General features: G+C 66.9%; 14 protein-coding genes and 1 tRNA gene. 9 read left to right on the top strand and 6 right to left on the bottom strand.

Going from position 1 to position 15,297, the window contains the following annotated elements:
* Positions 1-18: 18 nt before the first annotated feature.
* Positions 19-540, bottom strand: a complete 522-nt coding sequence (locus ABY42_RS13570) for a helix-turn-helix domain-containing protein (protein WP_050459756.1) — start codon at positions 538-540, stop codon at positions 19-21.
* A gap of 496 nt (positions 541-1,036) precedes the next feature.
* Positions 1,037-1,121, bottom strand: a tRNA-Leu gene (locus ABY42_RS13575).
* Positions 1,122-1,264: 143 nt separating this feature from the next.
* Between ABY42_RS13575 and ABY42_RS13580 the strand changes: the two genes are divergently transcribed.
* Positions 1,265-1,825: a DUF420 domain-containing protein gene (locus ABY42_RS13580; protein ID WP_050459757.1), complete on the top strand. Its 561-nt coding sequence runs from the start codon at positions 1,265-1,267 to the stop codon at positions 1,823-1,825.
* Between the two features lie 366 nt (positions 1,826-2,191).
* Here ABY42_RS13580 and purF read toward each other — a convergent pair whose 3' ends face one another.
* The 3 genes from purF to ABY42_RS13590 all read right to left on the bottom strand — a co-directional run bounded on the left by purF (position 2,192) and on the right by ABY42_RS13590 (position 4,481).
* Positions 2,192-3,673, bottom strand: coding sequence for an amidophosphoribosyltransferase (gene purF / locus ABY42_RS13585; protein ID WP_050459758.1), 1,482 nt, complete (start codon positions 3,671-3,673; stop codon positions 2,192-2,194).
* Positions 3,674-4,077: 404 nt separating this feature from the next.
* A complete protein-coding gene (locus ABY42_RS19085; protein WP_004042936.1) occupies positions 4,078-4,254 on the bottom strand; it encodes a 50S ribosomal protein L37e in 177 nt (58 codons plus the stop codon).
* Complete coding sequence (locus ABY42_RS13590; RefSeq protein ID WP_004042938.1) at positions 4,251-4,481, bottom strand: LSM domain-containing protein; 231 nt, start codon at positions 4,479-4,481, stop codon at positions 4,251-4,253. Before ABY42_RS13590 ends, ABY42_RS19085 begins: the two co-directional genes overlap by 4 nt.
* A 380-nt stretch (positions 4,482-4,861) precedes the next feature.
* Between ABY42_RS13590 and ABY42_RS13595 the strand changes: the two genes are divergently transcribed.
* From ABY42_RS13595 to ABY42_RS13610, 4 genes are all read left to right on the top strand, one after another.
* Entirely contained in the window at positions 4,862-6,214 is a 1,353-nt protein-coding gene (locus tag ABY42_RS13595; protein ID WP_004974618.1) for a ribonuclease J, read from the top strand.
* Positions 6,214-7,260: a geranylfarnesyl diphosphate synthase gene (idsA3, locus tag ABY42_RS13600; protein ID WP_004974617.1), complete on the top strand. Its 1,047-nt coding sequence runs from the start codon at positions 6,214-6,216 to the stop codon at positions 7,258-7,260. Before ABY42_RS13595 ends, idsA3 begins: the two co-directional genes overlap by 1 nt.
* 183 nt (positions 7,261-7,443) lie before the next feature.
* On the top strand, positions 7,444-9,156 hold the full coding sequence (locus tag ABY42_RS13605) for a glutamate--tRNA ligase (RefSeq protein WP_050459759.1): 1,713 nt from the start codon (positions 7,444-7,446) through the stop codon (positions 9,154-9,156).
* A gap of 66 nt (positions 9,157-9,222) precedes the next feature.
* Entirely contained in the window at positions 9,223-9,882 is a 660-nt protein-coding gene (locus ABY42_RS13610) for a cyclase family protein (protein ID WP_050459760.1), read from the top strand.
* A 28-nt stretch (positions 9,883-9,910) separates the two neighbouring features.
* Here the strand turns inward: ABY42_RS13610 and ABY42_RS13615 are convergent, their stop codons facing one another.
* Positions 9,911-10,390, bottom strand: coding sequence for a DUF456 domain-containing protein (locus tag ABY42_RS13615; protein ID WP_004974612.1), 480 nt, complete (start codon positions 10,388-10,390; stop codon positions 9,911-9,913).
* Positions 10,391-10,559: 169 nt separating this feature from the next.
* Between ABY42_RS13615 and ABY42_RS13620 the strand changes: the two genes are divergently transcribed.
* The 4 genes from ABY42_RS13620 to ABY42_RS13635 all read left to right on the top strand — a co-directional run bounded on the left by ABY42_RS13620 (position 10,560) and on the right by ABY42_RS13635 (position 15,292).
* Positions 10,560-10,889 carry a 4Fe-4S dicluster domain-containing protein gene (locus tag ABY42_RS13620; protein WP_004974610.1) on the top strand — a complete coding sequence of 110 codons (330 nt, stop codon included), beginning with the start codon at positions 10,560-10,562 and terminating at the stop codon, positions 10,887-10,889.
* Positions 10,890-11,019: 130 nt separating this feature from the next.
* Positions 11,020-11,901 (top strand): electron transfer flavoprotein subunit beta/FixA family protein, encoded by an 882-nt coding sequence (locus ABY42_RS13625; protein ID WP_049905054.1) that lies wholly within the window; start codon positions 11,020-11,022, stop codon positions 11,899-11,901.
* A 2-nt stretch (positions 11,902-11,903) separates the two neighbouring features.
* Entirely contained in the window at positions 11,904-13,631 is a 1,728-nt protein-coding gene (locus ABY42_RS13630; RefSeq protein ID WP_050459761.1) for an electron transfer flavoprotein subunit alpha/FixB family protein, read from the top strand.
* The gene (locus ABY42_RS13635; protein WP_050459762.1) at positions 13,628-15,292 is read left to right on the top strand and encodes an FAD-dependent monooxygenase; all 1,665 of its coding nucleotides are present in this window, start codon (positions 13,628-13,630) and stop codon (positions 15,290-15,292) included. The genes ABY42_RS13630 and ABY42_RS13635 overlap by 4 nt, the downstream gene beginning before the upstream one ends.
* The last annotated feature ends 5 nt before the right edge of the window (positions 15,293-15,297 follow it).

The following is a 15,297-nucleotide window of genomic DNA, read 5'->3' on the forward strand; positions in this document are numbered from 1 at the left end:
CGACCGAGAAAAATCGTGCTACTCGTCGACGAGGGTCACGTCGAGGCGCTCTTCGAGCGCGCGGATGGCCGAGCCGCCGACGTTCGCCCGCGTGGCCCGGCCCTGCTCGATGGCGAGCAGTTGCTTCTCGTCGAGTTCGAGTTCGTCGGCGAGGTCGGCGAGCTGGAGGCCGGCGTCCTGCCGGGCGGACTCGACGACGCCGCCGTAGCCGGAGACGAGATAGGGGAGCCGGTCTTTCTCGTAGTTCGTCCCCTTTTCCTCCCAGTGTTTGGAATCGCCCTTCGCGCTGTCGTACATCTTGGCGGTGCGCTGGGCGGCGCGCTTCTTGCGGTTCCGCTCGGAGCCGTCGCGCGAGGCGTCGGTCGACTCGCTTTTTCGGTCCGCGTGGCGGTTCTCGCCGTGCGGCGCGCAGTCCGGACAGACCAACAGGTCCGCGCCGGCCACGTTCGCGCGCCGGAGCTTCGCGGTGCTGCGACCGCAGAGTTCGCAACTGTCGCCGTCGCCGCCGCCACCGCCCCGGTTCGTCGAGTACTTGGCCATGCCGCGTGTTACTCGTTCGACCCTTTTAAACTCGCGGCACGGGACGGCGGTCGGTAGTCGAAGTCGGGGGCGGCACGGGCGCTGGCCGGTGAATAACGAGACGTTCGGAGAGGTGTCCCTCAACGAGGAGCAGTGCAGAGAAACCCACAGAGGAGTACCTCTCCGGGGTGTAGTTTCGTGGAAGGATTGTGCGTGGGTGATGTCCGTGTAGGGACGTCACCTGCATCATTCGGCGGCTACGCCGCCTCATTGCGGACTGTGAGTCCGCACATGCGATGCGTGGGACCGGATTTGAACTTCCGAGACTCACTCCGCTCGTCTCGACGTTCGAATCCGGCGAGCCGGATTCTCACCGGCGGACCTCTACAGGACAGCGCCCTTGCTGTCGAAGAATAGTTCGGAGAACCCGAGAGAGGCGAACCTCTCCGGGGTGTAGTTTCGTGGAAGGATTGTGCGTGGGTGATGTCCGTGTAGGGACGTCACCTGCATCTTGCGATGCGTGGGACCGGATTTGAACCGGCGGACCTCTACAGGACAGCGCCCTCAACGCTGCGCCGTTGGCCTGGCTTGGCTACCCACGCTCGCTGTGTCTTGCTGCACTCTCGTTTACCCCGCGGTAATTTAAATGACTTTCCTTTCGCCTCGGCAATGTCGGGCGTTTGCAGGCGCCGTGCCGCGGGCGGGCGACAGAACGATTTTGGCCTCGCGGCACCGGGATACGCCTATGGAGTTCCGAGCACGCGACCACGTCCGCGGACTGACTGCGATTCTCTCGGTGCTGTCGCTCGCGCTCGTCTTCGGCGCGGCGCTCGGCGCGATCCCCCGCGCCGCGATTCCGACTGCCCCCGAGGCCGTGCTGAACGCGATTCCGCACGTGAACGCGGTCATCAGCACCGTCGCCATCGTCACCATCCTCGCCGGCGTCCGGTTCGTCCGCCGCGGCGAAATCGAGCGCCACCGGCGCATGATGCTCGCCTCGTTCCTCCTCTTTGCGACGTTTCTCGTCCTCTATCTCTACAAGGTCGTCGTCCAGGGAACCGCGGAGTTCCCCGGCCCCGACGCGGTCTACCAGTTCGTCTACCTCCCGACGCTGGCGGTTCACATCCTCTTGGCCGTCGTCTGTGTCCCCGTCGTCTACTACGCGCTGCTGTTGGCGCTGACGCGACCGATAACCGAGGTCTTCGGGACGGAACACGCCCGGTTCGGCCGCGTCGCGGCCTCGCTGTGGCTCGTCTCGTTCGTCCTCGGAAACGTCGTCTACGTCCTCCTCTACGTCGTCTACTGAGGCGCGTTCGGAGAGCGCCGTCGCTCGGGCGTTCAAAGGGAGTACCCGTCCGACGCCCGCGGCGGGGCGCGCGGCCCGAGGGCCGCCGATTCGGACGGGCGGTAGTACGTGGTGCGACCGGCAGGTCACAGAGACGGGATGTGCGGGCCCTCCCGCGGCGCTCCACCACCCCGTCGATTCGCACTCCGTACTCCGCTCGCAACCCGGTCCTCGGCGAGTCGGAGTACGGTTCGAACAACGGGTGCGAGAGACAAGAAAGACCGCGTTGATTATGCTATCGAGGCTCCCGGTGACTGTCAGACGGAGCGATAGGTTGGGCGTGGGGGGACGAACGGGAGCGGAACCGGCGGGGTCCGGAACCGGAACTCAGTCGCTCAGCGGCGCTTCGGCACCGACGACGGGCCGGCTCACGTCGCGGTCGGTCTCCTCGCCGTCGATGTCGTACGGGTACTCGCCGGTGACACAGCCGAGACAGAGGTCGGCGCGGGACTTTTCGAGCACTTCGGCGACGGCGTCGATAGAGAGGTAGCCGAGACTGTCGGCGTCGATGGTGTCGCGGACCTCCTCGACCGACTTGTCCGAGGCGATGAGTTCCTCGCGGGTGGCCATGTTGATGCCCATGTAACAGGGCGCGACGATGGGCGGCGCGCCGATGCGCATGTGGACCTCGGTCGCGCCGGCGTCGTACAGCAGTTGGACGAGCTGATTCGAGGTCGTCCCGCGGACGATGCTGTCGTCGATGAGCGTCACGGACTTGCCCTCGACGGTGCTCTTGATGGGGTTGAGCTTGAGGCGGACGGCGCGCTCGCGCTCGTCTTGGGTCGGCATGATGAACGTCCGGCCGACGTAGCGGTTCTTCATCAGTCCCTCGGCGAACTCGACGGTCGCGTCGTCCTCTTGGGCGGCCTCCGCGTAGCCGGAGGCGAACGCGCGGCCCGAGTCGGGAACGGGCATGACCACGTCGGTGTCGACGCCGTTTTCCTCCCAGAGCTTCCGGCCGAGCCCGCGGCGGACCTCGTAGACGAGCGTGTCGTTCATCACGGAGTCCGGGCGGGCGAAGTAGATGTGTTCGAAAAAGCAGTGGGCCGTGTTGTCGCGTTCGACCAGTTGATACGAGTCGAAGCCGCTTCCGTCGGGGTCGAGGACGACGAGTTCGCCCGGTTTCACGTCGCGGACGAGTTCGCCGTCGAGCGTGTCGATGGCGGCCGACTCGGAGGCGAGCACGTAGCCGTCGTCGAGTTTGCCGATACAGAGCGGACGGTTCCCTTCGGGGTCACGCACGCCGAGGACCGTCTCGTCGTGCATGATGGTGAGCGCGTACGAGCCGTGGATGCGCTCCATAGTCCGCTTGACGGCGCGGACGAGGTCCTCTTCGAGGAGATTGCGCGCGAGGTCGTGGGCGATGACCTCGGTGTCGCCCGTGGAGGTGAAGGCGTGACCGAAGTTCTCCAGTTCGTCGCGGAGTTCGTCGGCGTTGACGAGGTTGCCGTTGTGCGCGAGCCCGAGCGACCCCGACTTGAACGAGACGGCGAACGGCTGGGCGCACGACTTCGACACGTCGCCGGCGGTGGGGTAGCGGACGTGGCCGATGCCCGCCTCGCCCTTCAGGCCGTCGAGGTCGTCGGCGCCGAACGCGTCGCCGACGAGCCCCATCTGGACGTGACTGTGCTGTTGGAACCCGTCGTGGGTGACGATGCCTGCGGACTCTTGGCCCCGGTGCTGGAGGGCGTACAGCGAGTAGTACAGGGGTCGTGCGGCGTCTCGACCGCCGAGTGCGACGCCGACGACACCGCACTTCTCGGTCGGTCCGCCGATGTGGTGGTGGGAGTCGTCCCGCCCAGTTACCATGGAAGATGGTAGAGAGTCGAGGGGGTAAAAAACCCGTCCTTATGCAGTAACGACGGGTTCAGTAACCGGTAAATATGCATAGAAGTGCATACATCGTGCGCGGTGGTGACCGCTCGGTGGGGCGGGGATTCGACGAGGAGTCGGACGATGCGGCGCACGGACGGCGAGGGCTGAGAACGGAGGTAAACCGAACCAGTCGAGGGCGGTGACGAGATGAAGTGACAGTTCGGGGAACCGGAGCACACGAGGAAGGAACTCGGGCGTGACGGGCGGAGAGCGACGCCGTACTCGGTGCTAGCGAGTGTCACGGGCGCGGGGACAAACCGGGAGTCAGGAACGCGGGTTCGTTCTCGCCGCAGACGGCGAGAGAGAAGACAGAGACGGTCAGAGACCGTCGAGAGTCGTTAGTTGTCGCCGGACTTCGACTGCCAGGCGTAGCTCCGACGCTTCTTCGACTTACCGAAGCCGCAAGACGAGCAGACCTTCTTCTTCACGTGGTAGGACTTCTCGCCGCAGCGACGGCACTTGACGTGCGTCGTCTTGTTCTTCTTTCCTTGGCTAGGGGTTCCTGCACCCGTCATGCTTTGATGGTGACGACGTTATCGCCGCGTATAATGGTTGTGTCTTGGACTTGCTCGAGTTCGATATCCCCGGGCACGGTGTCTTCGTCCAGCGCTTCTTCGAGTACGACGTTCATGTGCTGGTCGTAACCAGCGAGGACGCCGAAGTACGCGTTTCCGTCCTTGAGGAGAACCGTCACCGGCTCGTCGAGTGACGCTTCGAGGACGTCGAGGGGTCGGCCGCTCATGCATCAAACCCGTCTCGTAGTTATCTTAAATGTGCCGGACCGACAGTGCGAGATGGCCGTCGAATCCGACCGTCCGGGTCGAAATCGTCGTCGAACGGAGGAAAAACCGGGTCACGTGAGACGTTCTCTCACGAGCCCGGGCGTGCGGGCGCGGTGAACCCACGTAGTTTTTAGTACCCCCGTGAGTAGAACTCAGTACCAGAAACCCGCGGGTAAGTGCGGGCGCGCCCAGTTCGACCGGTTCGGGCCGTCTCGTACGCGGGGTCATTCGACCGACGAGCTGCAAGACGCCGGGGCCGGTGGCCCCCAGACACCCGTCTTTCCGTGAGCACCTTCGCCACATCGTGGCTTTCGATGCTCGGAATATCGAGACACAAACCATGGAAATCGAAATCGCAACCATAGGCGGATACGAAGAAGTCGGCCGTCAGATGACGGCCGTCCGTGCCGGAGACGACGTCGTCGTCTTCGACATGGGTCTCAACCTGTCGCAGGTCCTCATCCACGACAACGTCGAGACCGAAAAGATGCACAGCCTCGACCTCATCGACATGGGCGCTATCCCGGACGACCGGGTCATGAGCGACCTCGAAGGAGACGTGCAGGCCATCGTCCCCACGCACGGTCACCTCGACCACATCGGTGCCATCTCCAAGCTCGCCCACCGCTACGACGCCCCCGTCGTCGCCACGCCCTTCACCATCGAACTGGTGAAACAGCAGATCGAAGGCGAGAACAAGTTCAACGTCAACAACGACCTCGTCAAGATGGAAGCCGGCGAGACGATGTCCATCGGCGATTCCGGCAACGTGGAACTCGAATTCGTCCACGTCACCCACTCCATCATCGACGCCATCAACCCGGTCGTCCACACGCCCGAGGGCGCCGTCGTCTACGGTCTCGACAAGCGCATGGACCACTCGCCGGTCCTCGAAGACCCCATCGACATGAAGCGCTTCCGCGAAATCGGTCGCGAGGGCAACGGCGTGCTCGCGTACATCGAAGACTGTACGAACGCCGGCCGGAAGGGCCGCACGCCCTCCGAGTCCGTCGCGCGCCGCCACCTCAAAGACGTGATGACCTCCGTCGAGGACTACGACGGCGGCATCGTGGCGACGACGTTCTCGTCGCACATCTCCCGGGTCTCCTCGCTCGTCGAGTTCGCCAAGGACATCGGCCGCCAGCCGGTCCTCCTCGGTCGCTCGATGGAGAAGTACTCCGGCACCGCCGAGCGCCTCGGCTTCGTCGACCTCCCCGACGACCTCGGGATGTACGGCCACCGCAAGTCCGTCGACCGCACCTTCAAGCGAATCATGAAGGAGGGCAAGGAGAACTACCTGCCCATCGTCACGGGCCACCAGGGCGAGCCGCGCGCGATGCTCACCCGCATGGGCCGCGGCGAGACGCCGTACGAGATCGACGACGGCGACAAGGTCATCTTCTCGGCGCGGGTCATCCCGGAGCCGACGAACGAGGGCCAGCGCTACCAGTCCGAGCGCCTCCTGCGCATGCAGGGCGCGCGCATCTACGACGAGATTCACGTCTCGGGCCACCTCCGCGAAGAGGGGCACTACGAGATGCTGCAGGCGCTCCAGCCCCAGCACGTCATCCCGGCTCACCAGAACCTGAAAGGCTTCGCTCCGTACGTGGACCTCGCCGAGAGTCAGGGCTACGCCCTCGGTCGCGACGTCCACGTCACGCGGAACGGAAACATGATTCAGCTGGTGGAGTGATGACTCCCGACGCGACGGAAAAGCGGGTGCTCGAGGCGATTCGCGAGCGGCGCGAACTCGTCAACGACGCGCTCGACGAGGACGTGCCGATGGCCGAGCCCGAACGGCTCTACGAGGCCTCCCGGTACCTCCTGAAAGCCGGCGGCAAGCGCCTCCGGCCGACCGTCTCACTCCTGACCGCGGAGTCCCTCGCGGACGTCGAACCGATGTCGGAGGACTACCGGGCGTTCCCGACGCTCGCGGGCGACCCCATCGACGTGATGGTCGCGGCCGTGAGCATCGAGGTCATCCAGTCGTTCACGCTCATCCACGACGACATCATGGACGACGACGACCTCCGTCGCGGCGTTCCGGCGGTCCACAAGGAGTACGACAACTCGACCGCCATCCTCGCCGGCGACACGCTGTACGCCAAGGCGTTCGAACTCCTGACGAAGACCGGCGCTGACCCCGCCGACGGCCTCGAAGCCGTCCGCCGACTCGCGACCACCTGCACGCAGATCTGCGAGGGGCAGGCGCTCGACATCGAGTTCGAGCGCCGCACCGAGGTGCTCCCCGACGAGTACCTCCAGATGGTCGAACTGAAGACGGCGGTCCTCTACGGGACCGCGGCCGCCGTTCCGGCGGTCGTCATGGGCGCGGACGACGACGTCGTCGAGGCGCTCTACCAGTACGGCATCGAGTCCGGCAGCGCGTTCCAGATTCAGGACGACGTGCTCGACCTGACGGTGCCGTCGGAGCAGCTCGGCAAACAGCGCGGCTCGGACCTCGTGGAGAACAAAGAGACCATCATCTCGCTCCACGCGCGCCAGCAGGGCATCGACGTGGACGACCTCGTCGACGCCGAGACGGCCGAAGAGCTCACCGAGGACGCCGTCGAGGCCGCCGTCGCCGAACTGAACGAGGCGGGCAGCATCGACTACGCCCGCGAGATGGCCGAAGACCTCACCGAACAGGCCAAGTCGCGGCTCGACGTCCTCCCGGACAACGAGGCCCGCGAGCTGCTCTGCGACATCGCGGACTACCTCATCACCCGCGGCTACTGAGAGCGCGACGCGCCCGCGAACCGCGGCCACGAGGATTTCTCTTCGGTCCGTCCGCCTCCCGAGCCCCGCCGCCGTAACGCATATTTGCTCTGAAGTGCTAACATCCCACGTACCCCTGCCCGCGCGAGGACCCTTCCCCGCAATCCGGGCCTGTTTTTAGGCGCGCCGCGGAAGCCAACGGTAATGGACGACGAGCTTCGAGAGCGCATCGAGCGAGAGGCCGAAAAGCACGCGCTTCTCAATGCGGTCAAACACGACAGCGACGCCGACGTGGGCGCGATTATGGGCCCGCTGATGGGCGAAAACCCCGACTTCAGACAGCACGGCGGCGAGATTCCGGGACTCATCGGTCCCGTCGTCGCCGAGGTCAACCGGCTGTCGGCGGGTGAAAAGCGCGACCGACTCGAAGACCTCGCGCCCGAGGAACTCGCCGAGATGGAAGCCGAGGAGGAAGCGGACGAGTCGCTTCTCCCCGACCTCCCCAACGTCGAGGAGTACGACGAGGTCCGCATGCGCGCCGCGCCGAACCCCAACGGCCCGTGGCACCTCGGCCACGCCCGCATGCCCGCGGTCATCGGGACGTACAAGGAGATGTACGACGGCTCCTTCATCGTCCGGTTCGACGACACCGACCCGGAGACGAAGCGGCCGGACCTGACGGCGTACGACGCCATCCTCGACGACATCGACTACCTCGGGTTCGAGCCCGACGACGTGATTCGCGCCTCCGACCGGGTGGAGACGTACTACGACTACGCCCGCGAACTCATCGAGATGGGCGGCGCGTACACCTGCTCGTGTTCGGGCGAGGCGTTCTCGAACCTGAAGAACGACGGGAAGCCGTGTCCCCACCGCGACAAGGACCCCGAGACGACCCGCGAGGAGTTCGAGGACATGGTCGAAGGCGAGTACAGTTCGGGCGAGATGGTCCTCCGCGTCAAGACCGACATCGAACACAAGAACCCCGCGCTGCGCGACTGGGTCGCCTTCCGCATGATAGACACGCCGCACCCCCGCGAGGAGGCGGCCGACTACCGCGCGTGGCCGATGCTCGACTTCCAGTCCGGCGTCGACGACCACCTCACGGGCGTCACCCACATCATCCGCGGCATCGACCTGCAGGACTCCGCGAAGCGCCAGCAGTTCGTCTACGACTACTTCGGCTGGGACTACCCCGAGGTCGTCCACTGGGGCCACGTGCAGGTCGACGCCTACGACGTGAAGATGTCCACGTCGAGCATCAAGGAGCTCATCGACGCGGGCGAGGTCGAAGGCTGGGACGACCCGCGCGTGCCGACCATCAAGAGCCTCCGCCGCCGCGGCATCCGCGGACAGGCCATCGTGGGCGCGATGGTCGGCCTCGGCACCTCCACGTCGAACGTCGACCTCTCGATGTCCACGGTCTACGCGAACAACCGCGACCTCGTCGACGACGAGACGGACCGCTACTTCCTCGTTCGGGACGGGGAGGGGTTCGCCGTCGAGGGCGGCCCCGACAGCGCCCACCCGCCGCTCCACCCGAGTTTCGAGGAGCGCGGCACCCGCGACATCCCGGTCGGCGACAGCGTCCTCCTCGAATCGGGCGACGTGCCCGCCGAGGGCGAGCGCGTCTGGCTGAAGGGCTTCGGCGCGGTCCGCCGCGAGGGCGACTCGCTCGTCGCCACCGGCGACGACCTCGACGTGGTCCGCGAGGGCGACGTGGCCGTGATTCACTGGGCACCGACCGACGGCGTCCCGGTCCGCATGCGCACCATGGACGGCGACGTGACGGGCGTCGCTGAACCCGACTTCGGCGACGTGCCCGAGGACGAACTCGTCCAGTTCGAGCGCGTCGGCTTCGTCCGCGTGGACGACCGCGGCGACGACGAGACCGTCGTCTACTTCGCGCACAAGTGAACTGAGCGACGGACAGTCGCTCTCGACACGAACACTCGTTTTACCCACCCCCGCCTAAGGGACGGTATGACCCTCCTCGACCTCACCCGACGCGTCGAGACCGGGATGCCGACGTACCCCGGCGACCCGCCCGTCGCCGTCGAGTCGCACGCCGACTTCGAGGCCGACGGCTACCGCGTCTCGCGGCTCGAACTCGGGACGCACGCCGGAACGCACGTCGATGCGCCCGCACACACCGAACTGGACGGCGCGACGCTCGACGACTTCCCGGTCGAGGAACTCCGGTTCACCGCTCGGGTCGCCGACTGCCGAGACGCGGGCCCCCGCGGTCGAATCGGGCCGGACGCGATTCCCGAACACCTCGAACCGCGCGTGGACTTCCTCGTGTTCCGAACCGGTTGGGAGGACGAGTGGGGGACGGAACGCATGCCCGACCACCCGGCGCTCGCGCCCGAGACGGCCAGAGCCTGCGCAGAACGGGGGCTCTCGGTCGGCATCGACGCGCTCAGCCCGGACCCGACCGGCGGCGACGGCGTCCCGGCGCACCACGCGATTCTCGGGGCGGGACTGCTCGTCGTCGAGAACCTCCGCGGGTTGGACGCGCTGCCGACCGACCGGACGTTCGATTTATACGTCATGCCGCTGCGCGTGGACGCCGACGGCGCGCCCGCTCGGGTCGTCGCCGACGCGGAGACGGGGCTGATTCGGCGTCGAGACGAGCGGTAACTCGGGAGCGAAGCGGAGTCGGCCGGCGTTAGAGCACCACGACGAGGACGAAGCCGACGAGCATCGAGAACGTCAACAGCGCCTGCACCGCCGCGGTGGCGAGGACGCCGACCGTGGCGACGAGGGCTCGCCGACCGCTCTCTTCCGCGTCTTGGTGTTCGAGGTATTCGAGGGCGAAGACCGTGCCCGCGACGCCGACGAAGATGCCGAGCGGGCCGATGAGGAACATGAGCAGGAAGCCGGCGACTCCGGCGACAATCGACGTTCGGGTCGACGCGCCGCCGAACCGCGCGGCGACCATCCCGCCGGCGTAGTCGGTGACGAGCGCGACGAGGCCGACGAGGGTGAGACCGACGAACGCGATGGGTCCGGGGTCCGAAAAGCCGGTCGATACCCAGTAGACGACCACGCCGAGCACGGAGAGGAGCGCGCCGGGGAGCAGCGGAAGTACGCTCCCGACGACGCCGAGGACCAGGAGGGCGAGCGCGACCCAGAGGAACACGTCCATACCGGGGTGGTTCGGGCCGGGGGCTATTCACCCCACCGAGTGGGCGCGTCGAGGCCGCGGCGGGAGGACGGCGGGTGTGACCGGGTTCTCACTCGCGCGCCGCGTCGCCCGGTTTCCCCCCGTTCGGGGGATAGTTTATTGCCTCTACCGAAATATGTCACTAAGAGTCATGGCTATCGACCCGCAGTTCGAGACAAACAGGGAGAAGGTCGGAGAGGAAAACGGCGTGGCCGTCTGGGGACCGGTCGACCCGCCGGAGAAACACGGCATCCACGGCACGCACGTCGCGGTGGACTTCGACATCTGTCTCGCCGACGGAGCGTGTCTGGAGGACTGCCCCGTGGACGTGTTCACCTGGGTCGACACGCCGGGGCACCCGGAGTCCGACATCAAGGCCGAACCGACCCACGAAGACCAGTGCATCGACTGCATGCTCTGTGTCGACGTCTGCCCGGTCGACGCCATCGACGTCGACCCCGGGCGAGCGGGACGCATCTGAGGGAAGAAACCCCGATTTTTTGCGGGCGTGACCGCCGAGGAAGACGCCGATGAGCGGCGCGGACATTCCGCCCACCTAGTACAAAAGATTATTATGAATATGAGCTAGCATTAACTGGAGAGTGTTCTCAATGCACATGGTGGTACTTACCAAAGGCGTGCCCGACTTCCGGGAGGGCCAGGTATCGTTCGACGAGGACGGGCACCTCGAACGGGGGAAGACGCCCACAGTGATGAATCCGAACGACCGCTTCGCGCTGGAGGCGGCGCTGCAGACGCGGGTTCGACACGGCGGGCGAGTGAGCGTGATGAGCATGGGGCCGCCGGGGTACAAGGAGGTGTTACGCGAGGCGATGGAGACGGTGTACGCCGACGACCTCCACCTCGTCTCGGACCGCGAGATGGCGGCCGCCGACACGTGGGCGACGGCCATCACGCTCAGCGCGGGCATCGAAACGCTCGGCGAGCCGGACGTGGTGTTCGCCGGGTTCAAGACCGCGGACGGGGAGACGGGCCACACCGGTCCGCAGACGAACTGGTGTCTCGACATGCCGCTCGTCACGCACGTCATCTCCCTCGACATCGACGAAGCGGAGGGGACGCTGCGCGCCAAGCGACTGGTCGAAGGCGACATCGAGGAGATAGAGACCGTCGAGACGGAGCTTCCGGCGTTCGTCGTCGCGGACCCCGAGTTCGAGCCGTCGTATCGGACGGCGGGCGAGCGGCTGACGCTGAAGGACCTGCGCGAGGAGACCCGAGCGCGCGCCGAGAACTACGAGGAGCACCTGACGGTGCGGGACCACGCCGACATCAACGTCGACCCGGACTACATCGGCCTCGACGGCTCGCCGACCATCGTCTCGTCGGTCGACCCGATCCCGAAGGCCCCGGCGGAGCGGGAGGCGACGATGGTCGACCCGGAGGATACGGGTGCCATGCAGGACGTGCTGGGGGCGATGCAGTCGGCGGTCGGCGACGACGCCGGCGACGCCGCGGCCGCGGGGGGTGACTGAGCGTGACCGACTTCGACCCCGGCGACTACGAGATTTCGGAGCTCGGCCCGGCCATCAAGGACATCGACGACCTCGGCGAGTTAGAGGAGATTCTACAGGCGGAACACCGCGGACAGAACCGCGCGCCGGCCATCGCCCTCATCGAGAGCCGCATCGAGAAGTTCTCCGAGGACGACGACGAGCCGGCCGACGCCGACGAGATGGACCTCGCGTCGATGAGCACCGCGGAGGTCGGAAACGCCCTCCAGAGCGTCGAGGAGGTCTCGGACCTCGAATCCCTCCTCGAACGCGAGGAGGCCGGCGAGGACCGCGACTCGGTGAAGCGGCTCATCAGAAGCCGCATCGACTCCGTGAAGGGAAGCGACGAGGAGGACACGGAAATCGAGGTGGACGACCGGCCGCCCGAGGAGCGCCACCCGGACCTCGACCACCCGACCCGGGACAAGCGGCACGTCCGGTCGCTCCACGGGGGGACCTACCGCGACATGTGGGTCTACTGCGAGACGCAGGCGGGCGAACTCGTGGACGTGTCCAAGGAGATGCTCGGCAAGGCCCGCGACCTGATGGACACCTACAACGACGACTACACGACCGACGAGCGGGTCGTCGCGGTCCTCATCGGCTCCGACGTGTCGAAGCACGTCGAGGACGTCATCGCCTACGGCGCGGACGTGGTCGTCGTCCGCGAGGACGCCCGGCTCGAACGCTTCCAGCACAAGCCGTACACCGAGATATTCTGCGACATGGCCCGCGCGGGGGCGACCCACGAGAACTTCGAGGTCCGAGGCGGCCGCGACGAGCCGTGGCGCGACTACGACAAGCCGCGGTACGTGCTGTTCCCGGCGACGAACAACGGCCGGGACCTCTCGGCGCTCGTGCAGGCCGAACTCGACTCCGGCCTCGCCAGCGACTGCTCGGGGCTCTACATCACGGAGGAGGTCATCTCGAACCCCGTCAAGACCGGCGTCGCCGGCGAGAAAAAGGAGTTCCAGCGCGTCCTGCACATGAAGCGCCCGGACTTCTCCGGCTTCGAGTACTCGACCATCCTCTGTATCGACAACCCGACGCGGGAGTTCCACCCGCAGGGCGCGTCGGTCATCCCGGGGAGCTTCGACCTGCCCGAACCCGACGCCGAGCGCGAGGGCCTCGTGGTCGAACACGACGCCCCGCTCGACGACGACTGGTTCCGCGTCACCGTCACCGACTTCGACCAGCTCGACGAGGGTATCGACCTGACCGGCCACGACGTCATCGTCGCGGTCGGCCGCGGCATCGGCGACGACCCGACGAAGGGCATCGAACTCGCCTTGGACCTCGCCGGTCAGTTCGAGGACGCCGAGGTGGGCGTCACCCGCGGCATCGTCACGGGGTCGTTCAACTTCGACGGCCACGTCGAGCAGTACACCCACGAGGACAGGCAGATAGGCGAGACCGGACAGGTCGTCGCGCCGAAGCTCTACGTCGCGGCGGGCATCTCCGGCGCGGTCCAACACAAGGTCGGCATGGACGAGTCCGACACCATCGTCGCCGTCAACACCGACCCCGACGCCCGCATCCGCGACTTCTCGGACTACTTCATCGAGGGCGACCTGTTCGAGGTGCTGCCGCGGCTGACGACGGCGCTCAAGGAGGGTCGGTTCGAGGCGGCGGTGGCGAGCGACGGGGGTACCGCGCCGACCGGAACGCCGGACGATGGCGCGGCCGAAGACGACCGAGGTGAGTCACGATGAGCGACTACGAACACTACGAAGCGCTCGTCGTCGGGGCCGGACCCGGCGGCGCGGCGGCGGCCGCGACGTTCGCCAACTACGGCATCGAGACGCTCGTCCTCGAACGCGGCGTCGAGGCCGGGTCGAAGAACGTCTCGGGCGGGCTCATCTACGCCGAGGAGTCCGCGCCGTACACCATCGACGACCTCTTTCCGGGGTTCCGGGAGGCGGCCGCCGAGCGGCCCATCACGAAGTATCGCATCCACAACATCGCCGGCGACAAGGTCGAGTCGTTCGACCTCACGGACCTCCACGAACACGACACCGAGTGGTCCGACTCCGTCCTCCGGCGAAAGATGGACTCGTGGCTCGAAGACCGCGTCCACGAGCGGACCCGCGAGACCGGCGGCGGCCTCCTGACGGGCGTCCACGTCAACGGCCTGCTCCGCGAGGAGGGCCGCATCGTCGGCGTCACGCTGGACGAACTCGACCCGATAACCGCCGACATCATCGTCGCGGCCGACGGGGTGAACTCCGAACTCGCTCGCGACGCAGGCCTGATGGACTGGGACGAGCCCGACGAGTGGTTCCAGGGCGTCAAGGCCGTTGTCGACATGCCGGAGGACGCCATCGCCGACCGGTTCGACGTGGCGGAAGACGAGGGCGCGGCGCACCTGTTCTCTGGCGACCTCTTCGAGGGCGTCCGGGGCGGCGGTTTCCTCTACACGAACCGCGACACGCTGTCGCTCGGGACGGTGTTCCACCTCGACAGCCTCGTCGCGGAGGAGGCCGAACCACACCAGCTCCTCGACGCTCTCCTGACCCACCCGCTGCTCGCGCAGTGGCTCGGCGACGACTACACCGAACTGGAATACAGCGCGAAGCTCGTGCCCGACTCGAAGAAGGTCGCCCTGCGCGAACCGCACTTCGGCCGCCTGCTCCTCGTCGGCGACGCGGCCGGTCAGATGCAGGCGCAGGGACCGATAATCAAGGGCATGAACCACGCCGTCACGGCGGGCGCACTCGCGGCGGAGGCGTACGCGCAGGCCAAATCGCGCAACGAGCCCGAGAAAGCGGGGACTCGCTACGCCCGCAAGCTCCGGAGCGAGGGAGTGATGAAGAAGCTCCGGCCCCGCGGCTACGAACTGCTCCGCGGCGTGGCCGAAGACGACGGCGTGACCGACGTGGTCGACACCGTGCTCACCTCGCCGGTCGGGCGCGCCGGCATCCGCGCGCTCTCGGGGCGGCTCGAACGGCTCTACAACGTCCCGACGCTGTCGGCGCTGATGCCGGACACGCGGACGCCCTACGTCACGCTCCCGACGGTCATCGCCGAGGAGTTGGGGACGCGGGTCCGCGACCAGAGCTCGGTGACGCCGCCGGACCTCGAAGCCCGCATCGGCGGGTTGACCTACGACACCGACATCGGCAACCCGCACATCACGCTCCGCGACGAGTCCTACGAGGCCAGCGGGGCCGCGGTTGCGGCCTGTCCCGTCTCGGCGGTCGACTTCGGCGGCGGCTGTTACCGCGAGGAAGTCGTCCGGACCAACGGCTCGGAAGAGCGCGTCGTCAGCCTCGACACCCAGCCCTGCGTCGAGTGCGGCACCTGCGCCGTCGTCGCCGACACCGAGTGGACCCACCCGCGCGGCGACAAGGGCGTCGAGTTCAAGTGGGGGTGACGGAG

Source organism: Haloferax gibbonsii (genome assembly GCF_001190965.1).
Lineage (GTDB): Archaea > Halobacteriota > Halobacteria > Halobacteriales > Haloferacaceae > Haloferax > Haloferax gibbonsii.